This window comes from Caballeronia sp. INDeC2 (assembly GCF_023631325.1).
In the GTDB taxonomy this organism is placed as follows: domain Bacteria; phylum Pseudomonadota; class Gammaproteobacteria; order Burkholderiales; family Burkholderiaceae; genus Caballeronia.
Genome location: NZ_JALQDG010000029.1, coordinates 38,896 through 61,243, shown reverse-complemented (window position 1 = coordinate 61,243; position 22,348 = coordinate 38,896). Strand labels below are relative to the sequence as shown.

The window sequence follows — 22,348 nt, the reverse complement described above, 5'->3', positions numbered from 1 at the left end:
GAGAGTGCGCAAGGTTGCGCGCGGCGATCCTCCGGGGAGCCGCGCGTTTTTTTATTCGCTGCTTTACGCGTATACCCGCTGTCTCTTCCCTTACTCGCAGCTTTAAAAACGCTTCGGCATGCTGTCCAACTCCCGTCTTCCCAGTGCTGTTTTCACGCTTGTTCCGCGCTCTGCACACTTACGATGCGTCAGGTGTGGGCTAACGCTCGTGCTCTTCGGGTATGTCCGAATATGGTCATATCCTTACATTTTTCTAAACTCGCTCACAGCCTATGTAATCGATAACGCGCGATGCATTTAAAAAGCACTTAAGGCACATCCCGCGTTGCATGGGACTTTCAAATAGACGGATCAGGCGACGGAGACACACATGGGTATGAAGATGAAGCTCATCGCGAGCACGCTCGCGTTCGGCGTTTTCTCGTTGGCGCACGCGGCCGACCCGATCAAGATCGGCGTCGATGGGCCGTTCACGGGTGGATCGTCTTCCATGGGTGTCAGCATGCGCGACGGCGTGCGTCTCGCGACCGCGGAGATCAACAAGTCGGGCGGCGTGCTGGGCCGTCAGATCGTGCTCGTCGAACGCGATGACGAAGCGAAGAACGAGCGCGGCGTGCAGATCGCGCAGGAGCTCATCAACAAGGAGAAGGTCGTCGCGGTCGTCGGCTATATCAACACGGGTGTCGCGCTCGCGTCGCAGCGCTTCTTCCAGGAAGCGAAGATTCCCGTCTTCAACAACGTCGCGACCGGCACGGTGGTGACGAAGCAATTCGACGATCAGCCCGATAACTACGTGTTCCGCAACGCGGCCGCCGACCGCATCCAGGCGCCGATGATCGTCGAGGAAGCGGTGACGAAGCGCGGTTTCAAAAAGGTCGCGATTCTCGCCGATTCGACCAACTACGGCCAGCTCGGCCGCGAAGATCTGGAGAAGGCGCTGGCCGCGAAGGGCGTGAAGCCCGTGGCCGTCGAAAAGTTCAACATCAAGGACGTCGACATGACGGCCCAGTTGCTCAAGGCGAAGGAAGCGGGCGCGCAAGCCGTGCTGACTTACGGCATCGGGCCTGAGCTTGCGCAGATCGCAAACGGCATGGCGAAGCTGGGCTGGAAGGTGCCGTTGATCGGCAGCTGGACGCTTTCGATGGCGAACTATATCGACAATGCCGGCGCGAACGGCGAAGGCGCGCGCATGCCGCAGACCTTCATTCAGGAAGCGAATACGCCCAAGCGCAAGGCTTTCATCGATGCGTACCTGAAGGAGTTCAAGCCGAAGAACGATCGCATCGATTCGCCGGTGTCGGCGGCGCAAGGTTATGACTCGGTGTATCTGCTCGCGGCGGCGATCAAGCAGGCCGGCACGACGGATGGCCCGAAGGTCAAGGAAGCGCTCGAGAGCCTGAACACGAAGGTCGAAGGCGTCGTGATGGTGTATGACAAGCCCTTCGCCAAGGGCGATCACGAAGCGATCTCGCCGAACGTGCCGGTGATCGGCGAAGTGAAGAGCGGACGTGTGGTCTATGCGTATGACGCCGACAAGAAAGGCGGCGGGACTTTGCGTAGCAAGCAGGCTACTACTGCTTCTAACTGACCTTGCCTTTTTGATGGGGCCTGTTTTTGCTTTGGGCGGATCCCGTAATGGTGTCGGTTTATAGCACTGCCCCCGTGCGGGGCAGATCAAATAGACCACTAAGAAAATCAGGCTTCCACAGAAGCATAAGCGCACCGAAACCGAACCGCCCATAAAACCCCCGATGATCCTGCTCCAACTCATTTACAGCGGCATAGCCCTAGGCATGATCTACGCCGTGATCGCCTTCGGCTACCAACTCACGTTCGCCACATCCGGCACGTTGAATTTCGGCCAGGGCGATGCGCTGATGCTCGGCGCGCTCGTCGGCCTCACGCTCGTCTCGGTGGGCGTCAACTACTGGCTGATGATTCCACTCGTTTGCCTCTTCGGCCTCGTGCAGGGCGCGTTCGTGGAGCGCATCGGCGTGCGGCCCGCCATCAAGATCAAGTCCGAATTCGGCTGGATCATGTCGACGATCGCGCTCGGCATCATCTTCAAGAACGTCGCGGAAAACGTGTGGGGCCGCGACGATCTGCGCTTTCCGTCGCCGCTGCCCGAAGCGCCGCTCAAGGTGTTCGGCGCGAACGTGTTGCCTATGGAACTGCTCGTCGTCGGCGGCGCGCTCGTGATGATGCTCGCGGTCGAGTTCTTCAACCGCAAGACGATCTTCGGCAAGGCCGTCGTCGCGACCGCGAACGATCGCGATGCGGCCTCGCTCATGGGCATCAACACGGGTCTCGTCATCACTTTCTCGTATGCGCTTTCATCGTTGACCGCTGCATTTGCAGGGGTTTTGATCGCGCCGCTTACATTGACGGGTGCGACGATGGGCGCGGTGCTCGGCCTCAAGGCCTTCGCCGTGGCGATCATCGGCGGCTTGTCGAGCGGCATGGGCATCATCGTCGGCGGGATGATTCTCGGCATCGCGGAGACCACGACCGGCTTCTACATTTCCACCGGCTACAAGGACGTGCCGGGACTCGTGCTGCTGTTGATCGTGCTCGCGGTCAAGCCCGCCGGTCTCTTCGGCAAGATGGCGATCAAGAAAGTCTGAGGCGGCGACGATGAAAGCAAAGAACTGGATTGCGGCGCTCGTGGGACTTGCCACGATCGCGATATTTCCGGTGGTGTCGGGCAACCCGTACTACATCCACCTCGTCGAAACCATCATGATTTACGCGATCCTTTTGTTCGGGCTCGATATCGTGGTGGGTTATACGGGCCAGGTATCGCTCGGTCATGCGGGTCTCTTCGGCGTGGGCGCGTACACGGCGGGCGTGCTCTTCATGAAGCTCGGCATGCCGTTCTATGTGACGGCTCCGCTTTCGATCCTGGTGACGGCCGGCTTCGGCGCGATCCTCGCCTTGCCCGCGCTGCGCGTGTCCGGCCCGTATCTCGCGATGGTGACGCTCGCGTTCGGCACGATCATCCAGATCCTCATCAACGAGATGGATTTTCTGACGAACGGACCGATGGGCCTCAAGATCCCGAAGCCGACGTTCGCGGGTCATCGGCTCGACGAGGTGCAGTATTACTGGCTCGTCGCGGCGTTGCTGGTCGTGTCGCTGATCGTCGTGCATCGGGTGCTGAAGTCGCATCTCGGGCGCGCGTTCGAGGCCTTGCGCGATAGCCCGATAGCATCGGATTGCATGGGCGTGTCGGTGTATCGCTACAAGGTGTATGCGTTCGTGATCAGCGCGGGCTTCGCGGGACTCGCCGGATGTCTGTACTCGTACTCCGAGCAGTACATTTCGCCGAACACGTATAACTTCGAGCTGACGATCCTGTTCCTGCTCGCGATCATCATGGGCGGACGCAAGACGCGCACAGGCGCAATCATCGGCTCGACGGTCATCGTCATGTTGCCGAAGCTGCTCGACGATATCGCGAACTTTCGCGTCGTCGCGACGGCGCTGGCGGTGGTCGTCGTCGCGGGTGCGGTGCTCGCGCTCGCGCGCAAGACCACGACGCCGCAGCGCGTGGCGGTGCCGATCATCGGCACGGCGGGTCTTGCCGTGTTTTCCTTCTGGATCGAAGCGCTCACCGACTGGCGCCTCACCATCTTCGGTCTGATGATTTTGCTCGTCGTGTATTACTTGCAGGACGGCATCGTCGGCTTCGTGCGCAAGACGCTGAATCTCGGCCGAGTGCGTGTGACGAAGGTCGATACCGATGCGCTCGCGAACGATACGCGCGAGGACGATGCGGTGGCGGCAGTCGCGACGCAAGGCACGGACACGATCCTCGATGTGCGCGGCGTGCTGATGCAGTTCAGCGGCCTGAAGGCGTTGAACGACGTGAACCTGACGGTGAAGCGCGGCACGATTCACGGCTTGATCGGGCCGAACGGCTCGGGCAAGAGCACGATGATGAACGTGCTGACCGGCATCTATGTGCCGACGTCGGGTGCGATCGAATACGAAGGGCAATCGCTGGCGGGAAGGACGTCGTCGAAAATTGCGCTGTCGGGCATTGCGCGGACGTTTCAGAACGTGCAGCTCTTTGGCGAGATGACGGCGCTGGAGAATGTGCTGGTCGGCTTGCATCACACGTTCAGGTCGAACTTCGCGGATGTCGGCGTGATGAGTCCGCGCTACCGGCGTGAGGAACGTGCGGCGCGTGAGCGGGCGTTCAATATGCTGCGCTTTGTCGGGCTGGAAAATGTTGCGGCGGAGGAAGCGCGCAATCTTCCTTACGGCAAGCAGCGCCTGCTGGAAATTGCTCGTGCTCTGGCGCTCGATCCGCAATTGCTTTTGCTCGATGAACCCGCGGCGGGGTTGACGGCACCGGATATTCGCGAGCTGGTCGCGATCATTCGCAAGGTGCGCAATCACGGGATTACGCTTGTGTTGATCGAGCATCATATGGATGTGGTCATGAGTGTTTGCGATACGGTTTCCGTGCTGGATTTCGGGCAGAAAATTGCCGAAGGGAAGCCTTCGGAGATTCAGGCTAATGAGAAGGTTATCGAGGCTTATTTGGGTGGGCAGGCTGCCCAGGTTGCTTGATGTTTTTGCATCGCCGGATCCCGGTTTCTTGGTGGTTTTAGTACTGCCCCTGTGCGGGGCGGCAGTCACTTTCTTTGGCTAGCGCACAGAAAGTAGCCAAAGATATCCGCTCGAAGCGCCCGCGGTCACACGCAACTTACCGGGCTTGGATCGCGCACGCTCTGACTAGCTAAAAGTCATACCGACTTGGTTCAGCACGAAATAGCTTCGGCACAGCGCGACGCGCTGCCGCTGGGTCTGCAAGGGAAACCAACGAAGAACGAATACCGCCGCGCCGCACAGGGCAGAGCAAATAGACCGATAAGAACTCAGGAGCTCACGGAAGCCCAAGCAAACAAACAACCTCCGGCCAGATCCAAACCCATGCTGACGATAAGAAACCTCCACGCCGGCTACGGCAAAGTAAAAGTCCTCCACGGCATCTCCCTCGACGTGCCGAAGGCGAAAGTAGTCACGCTAATCGGCTCCAACGGCGCCGGCAAGACGACGACCATGCGCGCCATCTCCGGCATGATCAAGCCGACGGAAGGCGAAATCACGATGGGCGTAGGCAGCAACACGAAGCGCATCGACTCGCTCGAGTCGCACAAGATCGCGCGTCTCGGACTCGCGCATTCCCCCGAAGGACGCCGCGTCTTCGCGACGATGTCCGTCACCGACAATCTGCTGCTCGGCGCGTTCCCGCGTCTAACATGGTCGCGCCCGAAAGGCGACGTCAACGCCGATCTCGAACGCGCAATCGACTTGTTCCCGCGATTGAAAGAACGCCGCAACCAGCTCGCAGGCACGCTATCGGGCGGCGAACAGCAGATGCTCGCGATGGCCCGCGCCATCATGCTCAACCCGGATCTCGTGCTGCTCGACGAACCATCGATGGGCCTCGCGCCCATTCTCGTCGAAGAAGTGTTTCGCATCATCGAGCGCCTGAAGGCGGAGGGCGTCACGATGCTGCTCGTCGAACAGTTCGCCGCCGCCGCGCTCAATGTCGCGGATTACGGCTACGTGCTGGAGAACGGCCGCGTCGCGACTCACGGCCCGGCCGAGCAACTGCGCAACGATCCTTCGGTGAAGGCGGCGTATCTCGGCGCGAGTCACTGAGGCATCGAACAAATGCCGCACTGCGGCAACCCAAGCCGAACTATCATGGTGACGGGCGCGCGCAAACATGCGTTGCGCGACATCCTCTCAAGGAGCTGCCATGATCAGCGGCAAGACCACTCTGATTGCCCACCTCGGCTACCCGACCGAAGCGTTCAAGGCGCCGATGATCTACAACCCCTGGTTCGACAAACAGGGCATCGACGCGGTCGTCGTGCCCATGGGCGTCAAACCCGAGGATTACGTCGCATTCCTGCCGCATGTGTTCGAGCTGACGAACATTCGCGGCGCGCTCGTCACCATGCCGCACAAGATCACGACTGTCGGCCTGATGGATGAAGTCAGTCCGACCGCGCGTATCGCCGGGGCCTGCAATGCGATCCTCAAACGCCCGGACGGCACGCTCGTCGGCGATCAGTTCGACGGCGCGGGCTTCGTGCGCGGCGTCGAGCGCAAGGGCCGCAAGCTCGCGGGCACGCGCGTGCTCGTGCTCGGCAGCGGCGGCGTCGGCTCGCCGATCGCGGCATCGCTCGCAGCGGCGGGCGTCGCGGAGCTCGCGATCTTCGATACCAACACGGCGTCCGTCGAAGGGCTCGCGTCGCGCTTGCGCGAGCACTACCCCAAGCTCGTCGTAAGAACCGACACGAAAGATCCCGCCGGCTTCGACGTGATCGTGAACGCGACGCCGCTCGGCATGAAGGAAACGGACCCGTTGCCCTTCGATATCGATCGCATCGCCCCGGGCACGTTCGTCGGCGAAGTGGTGATGAAATCGGAGTACACGCCGCTGTTGCGCGCGGCGAAGGACAAGGGCTGCGCCGTGCAAGTCGGCACGGACATGCTTTTCGAAATGATTCCGGCGTATCTGGAGTTCTTCGGCTACGGCACCGCCACCGCCGATGAATTGCGCGCGGTCGCGCAGATCAAGTACGCGTAAGCGCGCTTCGTTCCTATACTTCGATCGACATGGCAACGCAGACGCTCATCCTCTGACAAATAGGCCGTCCCACGCGGCGGCCCGGAAAAGGCAGGGAGGAATCATGGGATCGACTGCACCCGGCATTCCGGCCGACGGCAAGCACACCCCCGAGCCGCACGGCCATCCGGCGTTGCTCGGGCTCTCGCTCGCGGCGCTCGGCGTCGTCTATGGCGACATCGGCACGAGCCCGCTCTATACGCTCAAAACCGTGTTCGATCCCGCTACCGGCCTGCCATTGCAGCCCGCGAACGTGATCGGCATCGTGTCGCTGATCTTCTGGTCTCTCACGATCATCGTCTCGCTCAAGTACGTGACGCTGATCCTGCGCGCCAACAATCACGGCGAGGGCGGCATCATGGCGCTGCTCGCGCTCGCGGCGTCATCGGTCGAATCGAAGAAACGGCTGAAGCACGTGCTGTTGCTCGTCGGCGTGATGGGCGCGGCGCTCTTCTATGGCGATGGCGTCATCACGCCCGCCATTTCCGTGCTGAGCGCAGTGGAAGGGCTCGAAGTGGCCGCGCCGGGCTTGCAGCCCTATGTCGTGCCCGTGACGCTCGTCGCGCTGATCGCGCTATTCGTGATGCAGAAGCACGGCACATCGGGCATCGGCGCGGTGTTCGGGCCGGTGATGGTGCTGTGGTTCGCCATACTGGCCGTGTCGGGCGTCATGAACATCAAGGATGCGCCGCAGATTCTCCTCGCGCTCAATCCGCTCGCGGGGCTCGAGTTCTGCGTGCATCATCGCTGGCTCGCTTTCGTCGCGCTCGGCGCCGTCGTGCTTTCGTTGACGGGCGCGGAAGCGCTTTATGCCGACATGGGCCACTTCGGCTCGCGGCCGATCCGCCTCACGTGGTTCGCCGTCGTCTTTCCCGCGCTCGCGCTCAACTATCTCGGTCAAGGCGCGCTGCTGATCGCGGATCCGGGCGCGCTGCAGAATCCGTTCTATCGGCTGTTCCCGTCGTGGATGCTCTATCCGATGGTCGTGCTCTCGACCATCGCGACGGTCATCGCGTCGCAGGCCGTCATCTCCGGCACGTATTCGATGACCAAGCAGGCGATGCAGCTCGGCTTCCTGCCGCGCATGAGCGTCGTGTACACGTCGGCGCGGGAGATCGGGCAGATCTATGTGCCGGGCATCAACTGGACGCTGCTGCTCGCGGTGGTCGCCGCCGTTCTCGGCTTCGGCTCGTCGACGGCGCTCGGCTCCGCATACGGCATCGCCGTCACCGGCACGATGCTCATCACGACGGTGCTGACCTTCTTCGTGATCCGCTATGCGTGGCGCTACAACTGGGCGCTGTGCGTCTTCGCGACGGCGTTCTTCTTCGTGATCGACGCGATGTTCTTCTCGGCGAATTGCCTGAAGATCAGAGAGGGCGGCTGGTTCCCCGTCGCCATCGGACTCGTGATGTTCACCGTCATGGCGACGTGGGGACGCGGCGCGCAGATGATGATCCAGGAGGCCCGCGTGCGCGCCGGCGCGACGCCGCTCAAGCCCTTCCTCACGAGCCTCATCGCGCGCTCGCCCGCGCGCGTGGAGGGCACCGCGATATTCATGTCGAACGATCCCAGAGGCGTGCCGCATTCGCTATTGAACAATCTCATGCATAACCGCGTGCTGCACGAACACACGGTGTTCCTGACGGTCACGACCGAGCCGGTGCCGTGGGTCGACGGGTCGCGCCGCGTCAGCGTGGAGACGCTCGGCAACGGCTGTTTTCAGGTGACGGTGAACTACGGCTTCAAGGATGAAGTCGATCTGCCCGCCGCGCTTGAGAAATGCCGCCCGTCGGGGCTCAAGTTCGATCGCGCGACGATCTCGTATTTCCTGTCGCGCGCAACCGTGGTGCCGACGCCGGGCACCGGCATGGCGTTATGGCGCGAACGGCTCTTCGCGATCATGCTGCACAATGTGGGCAACGTAGCGGCCTATTTGCGATTACCGGCCGATCGCGTGATCGAGCTCGGCGCGCGGGTCGAAATATGACGACGCAAATCGGCTGATTTGCGTGCATTCGACGCAAGCAGCTGGCCAAGGATTGCGCGAGACTCACGACAAGAAATGCGGCACACAGGAGACGCCATGACCGCCAGCAGCACGCCGACACGCCATCCGTTTCCATCGACCGCGCGCCTCGTCGAGCGCGGCAAGATCGTCTCCGCGCGCGAGGCCGTGCGTCTGATCCGCTCGGGCGATACGCTCGCGACGAGCGGTTTCGTCGGCATCGGCTTCGCGGAGGAAGTGGCGATCGCGCTGGAGGCGCGCTTCATCGAAGGCGACGATCCCATCGCGGATCTGACGCTCGTCTATGCGGCAGGTCAGGGCGATGGCCGCGGCAAGGGCCTCAATCATCTGGCGCATGAAGGCCTCATCAAGCGCGTGATCGGCGGCCACTGGGGACTCGTGCCGGGCCTGCAGAAGATGGCGATCGAGAATCGCATCGAAGCGTACAACCTGCCGCAAGGCGTGATCTCGCAACTCTTTCGCGATATCGCCGCGCATCGGCCCGGGCAGCTTTCGACGGTCGGCCTCGGCACCTTCGTCGATCCGCGCAACGGCGGCGGCAAGCTCAACGCCCGCACCACCGACGATCTCGTGCGGCTCATGCCTATCGACGGCACGGACTATCTGTACTACAAGACCTTCCCGATCGATGTCGCGATCGTGCGCGGCACCACGGCCGACCTGAACGGCAACGTCACGATGGAAAAGGAAGCGCTGACGCTCGAAGCACTGTCCATCGCGATGGCCGCGCGCAATTCGGGCGGCATCGTGATCGCGCAGGTCGAGCGGCTGGCGGAATCGAACACGCTCAACTCGCGTCAGGTGAAGATACCCGGCGTGATGGTCGATTGCGTCGTGGTCGCGAAGTCCGACAATCACTGGCAGACCTTCGGCGAGCAATACAGCGCGGCCTTTTCGAGCGAATTGCGCGTGGCCGCGAGTTCGGTGCCGGCGATGGCGCTCACGGAACGCAAGATCATCGCGCGGCGCGCCGCATTCGAGCTGATGGCCAACAGCGTCGTCAATCTCGGCATCGGCATGCCGGAAGGCATCGCGAGCGTCGCGAACGAGGAGCAGGTGATCGATCTCTTCACGATGACGACGGAGCCCGGCGTGATCGGCGGCATTCCGGCGGGCGGCCTCAACTTCGGCGCGGCGACCAATACGCAGGCGATCATCGACCAGCCGTATCAGTTCGATTTCTACGATGGCGGCGGCCTCGATATCGCGTTCCTCGGTCTTGCGCAGGCGGATGGCGAAGGCAATCTCAACGTGAGCAAGTTCGGGCCGAAGCTGGCCGGCGCGGGCGGCTTCATCAACATCAGCCAGGCCGCGAAGAAAGTGGTGTTCGTCGGCACGTTCAACGCGGGCAAGCTGGATGTCGCGATCGAAGAAGGCAGGCTCAGGATTCGCCGCGAAGGCGATTGCCGCAAGTTCGTCGATGCGGTCGAGCATCGCACGTTCAGCGGGCGTTATGCGGCCGAGCGCGGAAAGACCGTGCTCTATATCACCGAGCGCTGCGTGTTCGACCTCACTGAGAAGGGCCTCGCGCTCACGGAGGTCGCGCCGGGCATCGATATCGAGCGGGACATCGTCGCGCGAATGGGTTTCGCGCCGATCATGGATACGCCCCCGCGTCTGATGGACGAACGCATCTTCCGCGATGCGCCGATGGGCCTGCGCAATGAGCTCCTAAGGCTCGATCTCTCGGAGCGTTTCAGCTACGATCCGGAACAGAATCTTTTCTTCATCAACTTCGAAGGTCACGAAGTGAAGAGCGTGAGCGATGTCGAAGCGATCCGCCGCGAAGTCGAAAAGCAACTGGCGGGCATGAAGACGAGACCGCACGCGATCGTGAATTACGATAATTTTTCGATACGCCCCGACATGCTCGACGCGTATTCGGAGATGGTGAAGAAGCTCGCCGATGGCCACTACGATCGCGTCACGCGCTATACGACGAGCAGTTTCTTACGGCTGAAGCTCGGCGACGCATTGAAGCGCCGCGGCGTCGCGCCGTACATCTACGAGAGCCCGGAAGAAGCGCGCGAACACGAATCGAAACGCGCGTCTGAATGACGAAGGAGCCGCCTTTGCAAGTCAGCTGCGCGCGGCGCGTTCCGGCGCGCTCTCGCGCTGATTGCGCAAGCGGCTATGGCGTATGCCGTAACCGAAGTAGATGACCACACCGATCGCCATCCAGACGATGAGCCGTATCCATGTATCGGCGGGCAGCCCGGACATCAGGAAGAGCGAGGAGAGCGCGCCGAGCGGGGCGACGACATACACCGCCGGTGTCTTGAATGCGCGCTCGAGATTCGGCTGCGTGATGCGCAGCACCAGCACGCCGATGCATACCACCATGAACGCGAACAACGTGCCGATGCTCACGAGTTCGCCGACGAGCCCTATCGGCAAGAGTCCCGCGAGAATCATCACGATGATGCCGGTGACGATCGTCGTGACATAGGGCGTATGAAAGCGCGGATGGATCTTCGATGCGAACGGCGGCAAGAGGCCGTCCCTCGCCATCGAATAGAAGATGCGCGGCTGCGACAGCAACAGCACGAGAATCACCGACGTGAGGCCGAAGATGGCGCCCAGCTTCACGATGGGCGAGAGCCAGCGCATGCCGATCGCATCGACGCCGACCGCGATCGGATCCGACACGTTGAGTTTGTCGTAGGACACGATGCCCGTCAGCACATACGACACGAGCACGTAGAGGATCGTGCAAATGGTGAGCGAGCCGAGCAGGCCGATCGGCATGTCGCGTTTCGGGTTGCGCGTTTCCTGCGCCACGCACGACACCGAATCGAAACCGATATAGGCAAAGAACACGACCGCCGCGCCGCGCAGCACGCCGCTCATGCCGAACACGCCAGATTCGCCGGTATTCGGCGGAATGAACGCGCCTGTCGGGTTGTTCGCGGTGACCCAGTGGCTCGTATCCACATACGCGATGCCCGCGGCGATGAACGCGAGCACGATTAGCACTTTGATAACGACGATGAAGCTGTTCACGCGCGCCGACTCGCGTATGCCGATGACGAGCAGGATCGTGATGAGCCCGACGATCACCATCGCGGGCACGTTGAGAATCGCGCCGGCGTGGCTCCAGCCGTGACCGGGATCGTAGGCGAAGGGCGCTTTGGCGAGCTGCTCCGGTATGTCGATGCCGAGCGAATGCAGAAAGCTCACGACATACCCCGACCAGCCGATGGCGACCGTCGTCGCGCCGACCGCGTATTCGAGGATCAGGTCCCAGCCGATGAGCCATGCGATCAGCTCGCCCATCGTCGCATAGGCGTACGTGTAGGCGCTCCCCGAAACCGGTACTGTGGACGCCATTTCCGCATAACAAAGTCCCGCGAGCGCGCAGACGATAGCGCCGAGCACGAACGAGAAGACGATTGCAGGCCCGGCGTTGGTCGCAGCCGCGTGGCCCGTCAGCACGAAAATCCCGGCACCGATGATGCAGCCCACACCGAGCATCACGACATCGAGCGCGCTGAGCGAACGTTTCAGCGAGTGGCCGCCGTGTTCCTGAAGCACTTCCTCGCTTTCGGCCGCTTCGCTCTGCAGCGCAGCAACGGACTTTCTTTGCATGACGGTCACGATCGCCTCCTGTGCGGCGGCAACGAGGCCGCGCCCCCTGGCGCGGCGAAGTCTGTCGCCCGTTCAAGTGCGGGATGATGCACGCGCCTCTGGCTTCACACCTGCACGTTCGTTCTGACGTATTGTCGTTTGTGATAGCAGATTTTGCCGGGGAATTCGAGCGCCGCTCAAGCGAACGAGTATGCTCGTTCACGGCGAGCGGCGTACAGCAGGAAGCGTGCCGCGGTCTCGCGAGCCGCGTGTTATCGGCATGACGCAAGACCCCACGGCGGTCAAGGAAATATGCGCGCCGCGCGAGGCCCGGTTGCGCGTCGAACTATAATCATTTGCACAGTTGCGATTTTCAACCCGGAATCCGTTCGTGTTGCACACGGGACGTTCGCCGGACTTTCCCTCACGTGGAGATTTGATATGGCCATACGCATTGGTGATGAAGCCCCCGATTTCACGGCAGAGACGACCGAAGGCACGATTCGCTTTCACGAGTGGATCGGCGACAAATGGGCGATCCTGTTCTCGCATCCGAAGGACTTCACGCCCGTCTGCACGACCGAGCTCGGCTACATGGCCAAGCTCAAGCCCGAGTTCGACAAGCGCGGCACGAAGGTCATCGGGCTTTCTATCGATCCGGTGACGAATCACTCGCAGTGGGCCAAGGATATCGAGGAAACGCAGGGCACCGCGGTCAACTATCCCATGATCGGCGACGCGGATCTGAACGTCGCGAAGCTCTACGACATGATCCACCCGAACGCGAGCGGCGGCAGCCCGCGCACCGCGAACGACAACGCGACGATCCGCGCCGTATTCATCGTCGGTCCGGACAAGAAGGTGAAGGCCACGTTCACGTATCCGATGAGCGCGGGACGCAACTTCGACGAAGTGCTGCGCCTGCTCGACGCGCTGCAACTGAACGCGAAGCACACGGTCGCGACGCCGGTGAACTGGAAGCCGGGCGAGGACGTCATCATCCCGACCTCCGTCTCGGATGACGACGCGAAAAAGAAGTATCCTGACGGCTTCAAGACGCTGAAGCCTTATCTGCGCACGGTGGCGCAGCCGAAGTAACGCACGCGCGTTTGGAGCGATCGGACGCCGGCCCGCACACGCGGACCGGCGTTTTTCATTTCGGCTCAGTGTGACCCGTGCGGCGTTCGGACGACGTTTCGACTTCGCCCGGCCTGCGCAGCATCTTGTCGACTTCGCCCGCGTGCATTTCCTCGACCTGAATCATCTGCCGCGCGTATTCCTCCAGCGCGACGGAGCGGTCTTCGACGAGCTTCAGCAAATCGCGATACAGATCGAGCGCGACGTTTTCCGATTGCAGCGATTCACGCAGGATCGTCGCGATGTCGAAGGTGTGATTGTCGAGCAGCGGGCCGATTTCGAGCGATGGATACGCACCGAGCGTCGTGATCCATTCGCCAGCCTGATGCGCATGCATGAGCGATTCGTCGGCCTGCGCGCGCAGCCACGACACGATGGGTATGCGTCCGAAGCCGAACACGAGAAACGAATAGTGTGTGTAGCGCACGACGCCCGCCAGTTCGGATTCGAGGATCCTGTTCAGGACGCCGACGACCTTTTCCTTTTCGAGCTCTGCCATTCCTGCCTCCGTATTTCCAACGCCAGGCGCTCCGCAAGACGCAAGAGGCCATGACTCGTCGCATGCATCGGCATCACTCATTGTAGTCACGCGGACGGCGCATGCGAGGCGAAACTGCGGGTACGGGGCGCGCAAGATACGCTCCCGGAACGGCGGTGGAGGCGATGCCGGCGGCCTCGCGGCCGCGCACCGGCTTGGCGGAAAAGCCTGCCTTCAGGCGATTTCTTCGATCCAGAGCGTCGCCGTGCGCGCAAGCACCTGCGACATGGCCGTGCGCGCGGCGTCGGCATCGGCGGTTTCGATCGCGCGCACGAGCCGGCCGTAATCGCCGAGTTGCGAGTCGGGCACGCGCGGCAACGGATGCGGCTGTGCGCGCAGCGCGGCCTTCAGGGTCCGTATGCCGACGCGCACGACACTGCCCATCTGGCGCAGCACTTCGTCGCCGCTTGCATCGACGATAGCGGCCTGTAGCGCCTCTTCTGCTGCGGACTGAAGGGGTTCGGACGGGCTCGCATGCAGGAGCCGCTGATAGGCCGCATTGATGGCGATGCGCTGATGCCGGTTTGCGCGCGTCGCGGCGAGCGCGGCGGCGGGCGGATCGACGAGCGCGCGAAACTCGATCAGCCTGCGGATGCAGTCGGGATCGTGCAGCGCGCGCATGCGCCACTCGGCGACTTCCGGATCCATGATGAGCCATTCGCGCGCGGGCTTGATGCGCGTGCCCGTCTTGGGGCGCACGTCGAGCATGCGGCGCGAGATGAGAATGCTCAGCGCCTCGCGCATGATGGTGCGGCTCACGCCGTGCTGCTTCGAGAGGATGACTTGTGGCGGCAGCACGTTGTCCTGGTATTCACCGCTCACGATGCCCGCAACGAGCTGGTTCACCACGCGTTTGACGAGCGATGCTTCATAGCCATGATTCATGTTTTTGTTCTCGTGATAACGCCCACGCTTGTGGCTTCTCGCTACTCGTCGCCGAGCGGCAGAGCCAGCGCTTGTCTAAGTTCACGGCGTGTCGGTGCGCCGCGCAACCGATCGCTCGAGCGCAGTGCTTCCCCCCCGGCACGCCGTGTATTTGGTCCCCGGATTCAGCTATCGATGCGGCATGCGCCGCATACCCCGCAGCGGTCGGCATTGTTTGGACAGCGTCGTCGATCCGCTGAAAGAAGCGTATCTCCGCGTGGCCTGTTTTAACAATATGGTGCACCGCTAATTCGACTGACTATCGTGCGTCCGCCCACAAAATCGTGCGGGCGTGCGACATGGCGCTAATAGCCCCGAAACGCGCAAGCGTTTGCGCGTGCTCGGTTATGCGAAGCATCGAACGTATCGATCGGCGCGGCTCGTGTGTTACCTTTTCGAGCCATGGCAACGCAACCAGGAAACGAGGAGAAGCAAAACATGAAAGTCGCGGTGATGGGTGCCGGCGCGGTCGGTTGTTACTACGGCGGCATGCTCGCGCGCGCGGGTCACGAGGTCGTGCTGATCGCGCGCCAGCAGCATGTCGAAGCGATCGAACGCGAAGGCTTGCGGCTCGACACACAGCATTTCGACGAACGCGTGCGCGTGGCCGCAAGCACCGACGCGAGCGCGGTGAAGCGCGCGCAACTCGTGCTCTTCTGCGTGAAATCCACCGATACGGAAAGCGCGGCAAAGGCGCTCGCGCCGCATCTCGAACCCGACGCGTTGCTGCTTTCGCTGCAAAACGGCGTGGAGAATGCCGAGCGCTTGCGCGAGCTGTTACCGCAGGAAGCGGCGGCCGCGGTCGTGTATGTCGCGACCGAGATGGCGGGGCCGGGGCACGTGAAGCACAACGGGCGCGGCGAGCTCGTGATCGAGCCGTCGACGAAAAGCGAGGAGGTCGCGCGCGCGTTCGTCGAGGCGAACGTACCGACCGAGATCTCCGCTAACGTGCGGGGCGCGCTTTGGGCCAAGCTCGTGCTGAATTGCGCCTACAACGCGCTGTCGGCGATCACGCAACTGCCGTACGGCAAGCTCGTGCAGGGCGAGGGCATTTCGCGTTCGATGCGCGATGTCGTCGACGAATGTCTCGCGGTTGCGAAAGCCGATAACGTGACCATTCCCGGCGACGTCGATGAAGCCGTGCGCCGTATCGCCGAAACGATGCAGAACCAGTATTCGTCGACGGCGCAGGATCTGGCGCGCGGCAAGCGAAGCGAGATCGATCATCTGAACGGCCTGATCGTGCGGCGTGGCGAAGCGCTCGGTATTCCGACGCCCGCGAATCGCCTGCTGCATGCGCTCGTGAAGGCGATCGAAAGCAAGGCGTCATAGCGTGCGGTATGACGGCAGGCACGAGCGATGCTGCGATATGGAGCGCGTACAGAAAACACCGTGCGCAGCCCAACATACCGGAGGTTCACCATGAAATCGTTCGTCAAGCCCGTGGCCGTCGCCGCTGTAGTGGTGGCGCCGGCGCTCTCGTTCGCGCAAACCGATTCGTCGCTCACGCGCGATCAGGTCAAGCAGGATCTGCTGCAGGTCGAAGCCGCTGGTTATGATCCGTCACGCTCGGATCAGACTTCGTATCCGTCGGATATTCAATCCGCTGAAAGCCGCGTATCGCGCCAGAATGGTGCGTACGGCGGAACGGCCGCCGGCACGTCGGCCTCGGGCACGCGCAACATGATGCCGCCCCTGGACAACGACGGCACGAAGCCCGTGTATTTCGGCCGTTGATGCATCGGGCCGGGACGCTTCTGCGCGTTTGGCGCAACGGCGCTACTATCGATTCTTCCCCTCGCTCTCACGCGGTCATTCGCAGGAAGACACTCATGGATAAAGCCGTCAAGATTCCCGGCCCCGATCATCCGATCACGATCGAACGCAGTCCGTTGCGCGTGATCGTGAAAGCAGGCGGGCATGTCATCGTCGATACGACCGAGGCGCTGTCTTTGCGCGAGGCAACGTATCCCGAGGTGCTTTATGTGCCGCGCATGGACGTCGACATGACGCAACTCGAGCGCACCTCGCATACGACTTACTGCCCCTACAAAGGGGAATGCAGCTATTACAGCATCCCGTCGGGGGGACAAAAGGCTATCAACGCAGTGTGGTCCTATGAGTCACCATACGATGCGGTTGCATCGATAAAAGATCATCTGGCGTTCTATCGCGATCGCGTCGATTCTTTCGACACGCGCGAGGCATGACACTCAGTCGAGAAACGTTTTGGCGCGATGTTTCAGCATCGCGCTGAAGCCGTCGAGCCAGCCGAGCGCAAGACGCCAGCTTTGCCAATAGAGATCCACATCGAAGCGCGTGCCGGGCGACACTTCCACGAGTGCGCCACTATCGAGCTGCTGCGCGACTAGCCGTTGTGGACACATGCCCCACGCAAGCCCAGATATGCACGCCCGCACGAAGCCCTCGCCGTGCGGCACCACATGCGCGGGCGGCTCGATATCTGCGCGGCTCACGCGTTTGATGAAGCGCTTCTGCAACTCATCCTTATCGTTGAAGTTCACGCACGGCGCACGGCGCAGCGCGTCGCGTGTGAGGCCATCGGCGAAATGACGCGCGAAGTATGCGGGTGAACATACGGCGCGATAACGCATGCGCCCGAGCTTCATCGAACGCCAGCCGGCCACGGGTTCGGCTTGCGTGGTGATCGCGCCTTGCACGTCGCCTTCGCGGATGCGCTGCGCGGTGTGATCCTGATCGTCGACGACGAGATCCAGCATCAGTTCGCGCTCGATGCAGAAGTCCGCCGCGGCGTCGATGAACCAGGTGCTCATGCTGTCGTCGTTCACCGCAATGCGCAGCTTCGCGCGCCGTTCGCTCGGCGTGCCTGGCAGGGTCGGCATGCGTCCGCCGAGTTCCGCTTCCAGCAATTGCACGCGTTCGGTGTGACGGCACAGCAGCGCACCCGATGCCGTTGCTTCGCACGGCTGGCCGCGCTTGACGAGCAGGCTGCCCACGCGCGCCTCCAGCAGTTTCACGCGCTGCGACACGGCCGACGGCGTGACGTTGAGATCGCGCGCCGCGCGCTCGAAGGATCCCGTGCGCACGACGGCGAGCAGCGCATCGAGCAGAGCGTAGTCGAGCATTAGCGTTCCTTAACCGAAATTAGAAAGTTTAGCTGTTTGAATGCACGTCCAAACTGCAGACTAGGGCTTTCTTCGATCCCGATCAAGCGACGGCATGCAACCGACTCCCTTCAAGCTCGAACGCTATTTCGCGCGGCACGAATTCACCGCGCGCCATCTGTTGTGCAGTTCCGATCCCGAATCGATGTCGATCGGCGAATTGCTCGCGTACGAGCCCGATGCAATCGATGGATTGCGCGACACCTGGCTCGGCTACACCGAGTATCCCGGCGCGCCGGCGCTGCGACGCGAACTCGCGATGCTGTACGAGCACATCGACGCAGATGAAATCATCGTGCATACGGGCGCACAGGAGGCCATCTATTCGTTCATGCACACGATGCTCGCAGCGGGCGATCACGCGATCGTGCATATGCCGGGTTATCAGTCGCACTATGCGGTGGCCGAGGCGCTGGGCGTGAGCGTGTCGGCGTGGCGAGCGCGCGAGGAAGCGGGCTGGGCGCTCGATCCGGACGAACTCGAAAAGCTCCTCACCCCGGCGACGCGCGCGCTCGTGATCTGCGCGCCGCACAATCCGACTGGTTACCTGCCGTCGCGCGACGTGTTCGATGCGATCGTCGCGTTCGCTCGTAAGCACGGGTTATGGCTCTTCAGCGACGAGGTGTATCGCGGGTTGGAGCACGATCCCGCCGATCGTCTGCCCGCTGCGTGCGACGTGTACGAGCGCGCCATCTCGCTCGGCGCGCTGTCGAAGACCCATGGGCTCGCGGGTCTGCGTCTCGGATGGATTGCGACGAAGAGCGCGCAGGTGCTCGAACGCATGAGCACGTTCAAGGACTATCTAACCATCAGCAATAGCGCGCCGAGCGAGTATCTTGCGGCGATCGCGGTGCGTTACACCGATGCGCTCATCGAACGCAGTATGGCGATCGTGCGCGCCAATCTGCGCGTGCTCGACGACTTCTTCGCGCGTCACGCGGATCGCTTCGCATGGCATCGTCCGCGCGCGGGCACGATCGGCTTCGTGCGTTTGAAGCGCGGTCACGCCGAGCAGTTCTGTGCCGAACTGCTCGAATGCACGGGCATCCTGCTGCTGCCCTCGACGCTGATCGATCACGGCGACGCGCATGTGCGGCTCGGCTTCGGCAGACGCAACATGCCCGAGGTCGTCGGGCTTCTCGACGCTTATCTGGACGCGACCGTCACGAGCACCGCATCCTGACGATACGCGCCCGGAAACATCTGCTTCAAGTTTGCCACCTTCGGCAGATCGTTGATCGCGATATACGGGCTATCCGGATGTTCCGTCAGGTAGTTCTGGTGATAGCCTTCGGCCGGATAGAAGCCCTTGTACTCTTCGACCTTCGTGACGATCCTGCCGCTGTAGACGTGCGCCTTGTCGAGTTGCGCGATATACGCATCGGCGATATCGCGCTGCGCCGCATTGGTCGGAAACACAGCCGAGCGATATTGCGTGCCGTGATCCGGGCCTTGATAGTTCAGCTCGGTCGGGTTGTGCGCGACGGAGAAGAAAATCTGCAAGAGCTTGCCGTAGGAAACCTGCGCCGGATCGTACGTGATGCGCACCGATTCCGCGTGACCCGTATCGCCTTCGCTGACGCGACCGTATTGCGCAGTGTCGGCCGCGCCGCCCGCATAACCCGACATCACTTCTTTTACGCCGCGCACGTGCTGAAACACGCCTTGCACGCCCCAGAAACAACCGCCTGCGAACACGGCGGTTTCGGTGTGCACGGCGCCCGCGGTTTCGTCGTGCGCGGGCGGCGGGATCTTCACGGCTGCCTCGCTCGAATGCGCGACGCGCTGCAATGCGAACGCGCCCGCGAACAGCATGGCCACGCTCGCGGCCTTGAATGTCTTGCTGGTGGTCTTGAACATCGTTGCTCCTCGATATCGATAAGTCTCGTTCAACCGAACGTGAACGCGTACGCTTCGACCCCGGGGTCGAGAAATTCGATCGTGAACGTGCGATCCGCGACCGGGCCCGCTTGCCGCACGAGCTGATAGAGGCGTTGTCCGGTCACCGTGCCGCTGCCATCGGCCTGCACGTCGCTGCCGCGCGAAGCGCCCGGCGCCGCGCCATCGATGCTCACACGAAAACGTACAGGCTTGCCGTCCTTCGACGGTCCGAGCACGAGATGCAGATCGCGCGCATGAAAGCGATACACGATGCGGCCGTTCGCGCCTTCGAGCGTCGCGTGCTCCGCGCCGACTTTCCACGCGCCCGCGAGACCCCAGTCGTTGACATCGAGCGCCTTTGGCGCGGCATAGTCGTGAAGGCGATCGGGCGTTTCGCCGCCGGGCGACATGAACTGCTGCGCGCGCTCGTAACCGATATACGTTTCCGGCGAACGCATGTCCGTATTGTCGGCCTGCATCATCGCGCCCTGGCCGATGGCATCGTCTGTCATCGCCAGAGACGGCGCCGCGCCGTGGCCCGCTTCGGCGAGCAGTTGCTGGATCACGTGCTCGGAGTGCGCATAGTCGCCCTCGCCGAAGTGGTGATAACGGATATTGCCCTGTGCATCGATGAAATAGTGGGCCGGCCAATATTGATTGTTCAGCGCGCGCCAGATCGCAAAGTTATTGTCGATCGCGACGGGATAATCGATACCGAGATCGTGAATCGCCTGCTTCACGTTATCGACATTGCGCTCGAATGCGAACTCCGGCGCATGCACGCCGATCACGACGAGCCCCTGATCGCGGTACTTCTGCGCCCATGTCTTCAGATACGGCAGCGTGCGCAGGCAGTTGATGCATGAGTACGTCCATACATCGACGAGCACGACCTTGCCGCGCAACGCTTCTTTCGTGAGCGGCGGCGAGTTGATCCATTGCACCGCGCCATCGAGCGACGGAAGCGTGCCCTCCACGGGCAACGGCGCGGTGTTTGCACGCATCATCGCGGCACCGTTGTTGCTGGCGTTGGCGGACGCCATCACCGCGCCATTGTTCTTGTTCGAGAGCTTATCGACGAGTTGCTGTTCGATACCGGAGGTCGCCACCGTCGATACGCGAGCGAGCACGCCGGTGTCGAGCCTGAGCGAGATCGCGACGACGCCGAGCAGCATCGCCGCGCCGATGCCGCGCCGCACCCATTCGCCCGCACCGAGCGAGCGCTTCATCGCGGCGAACACACGGCCGCCGATCAGCAACGCGACCGCGAGCGACGTCGCCGCGCCGGCCGCATAGGCGAGCAAGAGCAGCGTGGTGCCGACGCTCGCGCCGTTGAGCGCCGCGCCCGTCAGCACGAGACCGAGGATCGGACCGGCGCACGGCGCCCACAGCAGCCCCGTCGCAATGCCGAGCACGAACGATCCGCCGAAGCCCGGCTGGCCGTCGCCGCGCTGCGCGAACGCGGTGAGTCGATTGCCCGCGCTGACGAGCGGATGCATCACACGCTCGGCGAGGCGCGGCAGAAGCAGCGTGAGGCCGAAGACCGCGAGCAACACGATAGCGGCCCAGCGGCCGTATTGATTCGCCTGCGTGACCCAGCCGCCGCCCACGGCCGCGAGCGTTGCGACCACGGCGAAGGTGAGGCCCATGCCCGCGAGCAGAGGCAGGCCGCTCTTCATGAACGGCTGATCCGCGCGCGAGAACACGAAAGGAAGCACCGGCAGGATGCACGGACTGAGGATCGTCAGCGCGCCGCCGAGATAGGCAAGGACGAGGAGCAACATGATGATGTCGGGTCGAGGTTGATCGTAATGTGAACGCAGTCAGGCCGCGCCTGGCGTGAACGTCATCGCGACGCCGTTCATGCAGTAGCGCAGGCCTGTCGGTTTCGGTCCGTCGTCGAAGACGTGGCCCAGATGACCGCCGCAGCGCCGGCAATGCACTTCCGTGCGCTCGACGCCGAACGAACCGTCGATGCGCGTCGCGACCGCGTGATCGAGGGGCGCCCAGAAGCTCGGCCAGCCCGTGTGACTATCGAACTTGGCGCGCGACGAAAACACCGTCAGCTTGCAGCCCGCGCAACTGAACATGCCCGCGCGATGCTCGTCGTTCAGCGGACTCGTATAGGGGCGCTCGGTGCCTTCGCGCCGCAGCACGTCGAACTGCACCGGATTGAGCAGGCGGCGCCATTCGTCATCGGTATGGACGATTTCGAAGCGTTCCTGCGACGGCGTCTGCGCTTCGGGACCGGCCGCGAGCGCGCGCAGGCGTCCGCCCAGAGCGAACGCGGCGGCGGCGGCCGCGGTGCCCGTCAGGAGAAAGCGGCGGCGGGTTTGCATGATGCGGTCCTCGTTTTCGAGTGGGATGAACGCATCGTAGTCGCGCGCGCATCCCCGAGTCCTCACCGAAAGTTAAATTAAATGTGATACTTCGGCGCGCACTTTTCTGCACAATGGCACCGACGCGTCCATTTC

At 62.6% G+C, this 22,348-nt stretch carries 19 protein-coding genes; 12 read left to right on the top strand and 7 right to left on the bottom strand.

Annotation, left to right across the window (positions count from 1 at the left end; all coding sequences use genetic code 11):
- Positions 1 to 376 precede the first annotated feature (376 nt).
- The 7 genes from NCS28_RS18320 to NCS28_RS18290 all read left to right on the top strand — a co-directional run bounded on the left by NCS28_RS18320 (position 377) and on the right by NCS28_RS18290 (position 10,739).
- Positions 377 to 1,588 (top strand): ABC transporter substrate-binding protein, encoded by a 1,212-nt coding sequence (locus NCS28_RS18320; RefSeq protein WP_502801207.1) that lies wholly within the window; start codon positions 377 to 379, stop codon positions 1,586 to 1,588.
- 163 nt (positions 1,589 to 1,751) lie between these two features.
- Complete coding sequence (locus NCS28_RS18315; protein WP_250515175.1) at positions 1,752 to 2,624, top strand: branched-chain amino acid ABC transporter permease; 873 nt, start codon at positions 1,752 to 1,754, stop codon at positions 2,622 to 2,624.
- A 10-nt stretch (positions 2,625 to 2,634) separates the two neighbouring features.
- Positions 2,635 to 4,578 carry a branched-chain amino acid ABC transporter ATP-binding protein/permease gene (locus tag NCS28_RS18310; protein ID WP_250515174.1) on the top strand — a complete coding sequence of 648 codons (1,944 nt, stop codon included), beginning with the start codon at positions 2,635 to 2,637 and terminating at the stop codon, positions 4,576 to 4,578.
- Between the two features lie 363 nt (positions 4,579 to 4,941).
- A complete protein-coding gene (locus NCS28_RS18305) occupies positions 4,942 to 5,676 on the top strand; it encodes an ABC transporter ATP-binding protein (protein ID WP_250515173.1) in 735 nt (244 codons plus the stop codon).
- 100 nt (positions 5,677 to 5,776) lie between these two features.
- Positions 5,777 to 6,613 carry a shikimate dehydrogenase family protein gene (locus NCS28_RS18300; RefSeq protein ID WP_250515172.1) on the top strand — a complete coding sequence of 279 codons (837 nt, stop codon included), beginning with the start codon at positions 5,777 to 5,779 and terminating at the stop codon, positions 6,611 to 6,613.
- A 103-nt stretch (positions 6,614 to 6,716) separates the two neighbouring features.
- Complete coding sequence (locus tag NCS28_RS18295) at positions 6,717 to 8,642, top strand: potassium transporter Kup (protein WP_250515171.1); 1,926 nt, start codon at positions 6,717 to 6,719, stop codon at positions 8,640 to 8,642.
- Between the two features lie 96 nt (positions 8,643 to 8,738).
- Positions 8,739 to 10,739 (top strand): acyl CoA:acetate/3-ketoacid CoA transferase, encoded by a 2,001-nt coding sequence (locus tag NCS28_RS18290; protein ID WP_250515170.1) that lies wholly within the window; start codon positions 8,739 to 8,741, stop codon positions 10,737 to 10,739.
- 21 nt (positions 10,740 to 10,760) lie between these two features.
- Here the strand turns inward: NCS28_RS18290 and NCS28_RS18285 are convergent, their stop codons facing one another.
- Positions 10,761 to 12,269: an amino acid permease gene (locus NCS28_RS18285; RefSeq protein WP_250515199.1), complete on the bottom strand. Its 1,509-nt coding sequence runs from the start codon at positions 12,267 to 12,269 to the stop codon at positions 10,761 to 10,763.
- Positions 12,270 to 12,689: 420 nt separating this feature from the next.
- Here NCS28_RS18285 and NCS28_RS18280 point away from each other — a divergent pair, with 420 nt between their 5' ends.
- The gene (locus NCS28_RS18280) at positions 12,690 to 13,346 is read left to right on the top strand and encodes a peroxiredoxin (protein ID WP_250515169.1); all 657 of its coding nucleotides are present in this window, start codon (positions 12,690 to 12,692) and stop codon (positions 13,344 to 13,346) included.
- A 55-nt stretch (positions 13,347 to 13,401) separates the two neighbouring features.
- Here NCS28_RS18280 and NCS28_RS18275 read toward each other — a convergent pair whose 3' ends face one another.
- Positions 13,402 to 13,884, bottom strand: coding sequence for a ferritin-like domain-containing protein (locus NCS28_RS18275; protein ID WP_250515168.1), 483 nt, complete (start codon positions 13,882 to 13,884; stop codon positions 13,402 to 13,404).
- A gap of 213 nt (positions 13,885 to 14,097) precedes the next feature.
- Positions 14,098 to 14,808: a FadR/GntR family transcriptional regulator gene (locus tag NCS28_RS18270; protein ID WP_250515167.1), complete on the bottom strand. Its 711-nt coding sequence runs from the start codon at positions 14,806 to 14,808 to the stop codon at positions 14,098 to 14,100.
- Between the two features lie 477 nt (positions 14,809 to 15,285).
- Between NCS28_RS18270 and NCS28_RS18265 the strand changes: the two genes are divergently transcribed.
- The 3 genes from NCS28_RS18265 (at position 15,286) to NCS28_RS18255 (ending at position 17,057) form a co-directional block, all read left to right on the top strand.
- Positions 15,286 to 16,179, top strand: coding sequence for a ketopantoate reductase family protein (locus NCS28_RS18265; RefSeq protein ID WP_250515166.1), 894 nt, complete (start codon positions 15,286 to 15,288; stop codon positions 16,177 to 16,179).
- A 90-nt stretch (positions 16,180 to 16,269) separates the two neighbouring features.
- Complete coding sequence (locus NCS28_RS18260; protein WP_250515165.1) at positions 16,270 to 16,584, top strand: DUF4148 domain-containing protein; 315 nt, start codon at positions 16,270 to 16,272, stop codon at positions 16,582 to 16,584.
- A 95-nt stretch (positions 16,585 to 16,679) separates the two neighbouring features.
- Positions 16,680 to 17,057, top strand: coding sequence for a DUF427 domain-containing protein (locus tag NCS28_RS18255; RefSeq protein ID WP_250515164.1), 378 nt, complete (start codon positions 16,680 to 16,682; stop codon positions 17,055 to 17,057).
- Positions 17,058 to 17,060: 3 nt separating this feature from the next.
- Here the strand turns inward: NCS28_RS18255 and NCS28_RS18250 are convergent, their stop codons facing one another.
- Positions 17,061 to 17,954, bottom strand: coding sequence for a LysR family transcriptional regulator ArgP (locus NCS28_RS18250; protein ID WP_250515163.1), 894 nt, complete (start codon positions 17,952 to 17,954; stop codon positions 17,061 to 17,063).
- A 94-nt stretch (positions 17,955 to 18,048) separates the two neighbouring features.
- On the opposite strand from NCS28_RS18250, the gene NCS28_RS18245 reads away from it, so the two are divergent.
- Entirely contained in the window at positions 18,049 to 19,176 is a 1,128-nt protein-coding gene (locus NCS28_RS18245) for an aminotransferase class I/II-fold pyridoxal phosphate-dependent enzyme (protein WP_250515162.1), read from the top strand.
- Here NCS28_RS18245 and msrA read toward each other — a convergent pair.
- From msrA to msrB, 3 genes are read right to left on the bottom strand one after another with little or no spacing between them, the layout of a single operon-like run.
- Positions 19,140 to 19,853, bottom strand: a complete 714-nt coding sequence (gene msrA, locus NCS28_RS18240) for a peptide-methionine (S)-S-oxide reductase MsrA (RefSeq protein ID WP_250515161.1) — start codon at positions 19,851 to 19,853, stop codon at positions 19,140 to 19,142. The genes NCS28_RS18245 and msrA overlap by 37 nt on opposite strands.
- Before the next feature lie 29 nt (positions 19,854 to 19,882).
- Positions 19,883 to 21,658: a cytochrome c biogenesis protein DipZ gene (locus NCS28_RS18235; RefSeq protein WP_250515160.1), complete on the bottom strand. Its 1,776-nt coding sequence runs from the start codon at positions 21,656 to 21,658 to the stop codon at positions 19,883 to 19,885.
- A 39-nt stretch (positions 21,659 to 21,697) separates the two neighbouring features.
- A complete protein-coding gene (msrB, locus tag NCS28_RS18230; RefSeq protein ID WP_250515159.1) occupies positions 21,698 to 22,213 on the bottom strand; it encodes a peptide-methionine (R)-S-oxide reductase MsrB in 516 nt (171 codons plus the stop codon).
- Positions 22,214 to 22,348: the final 135 nt, after the last annotated feature.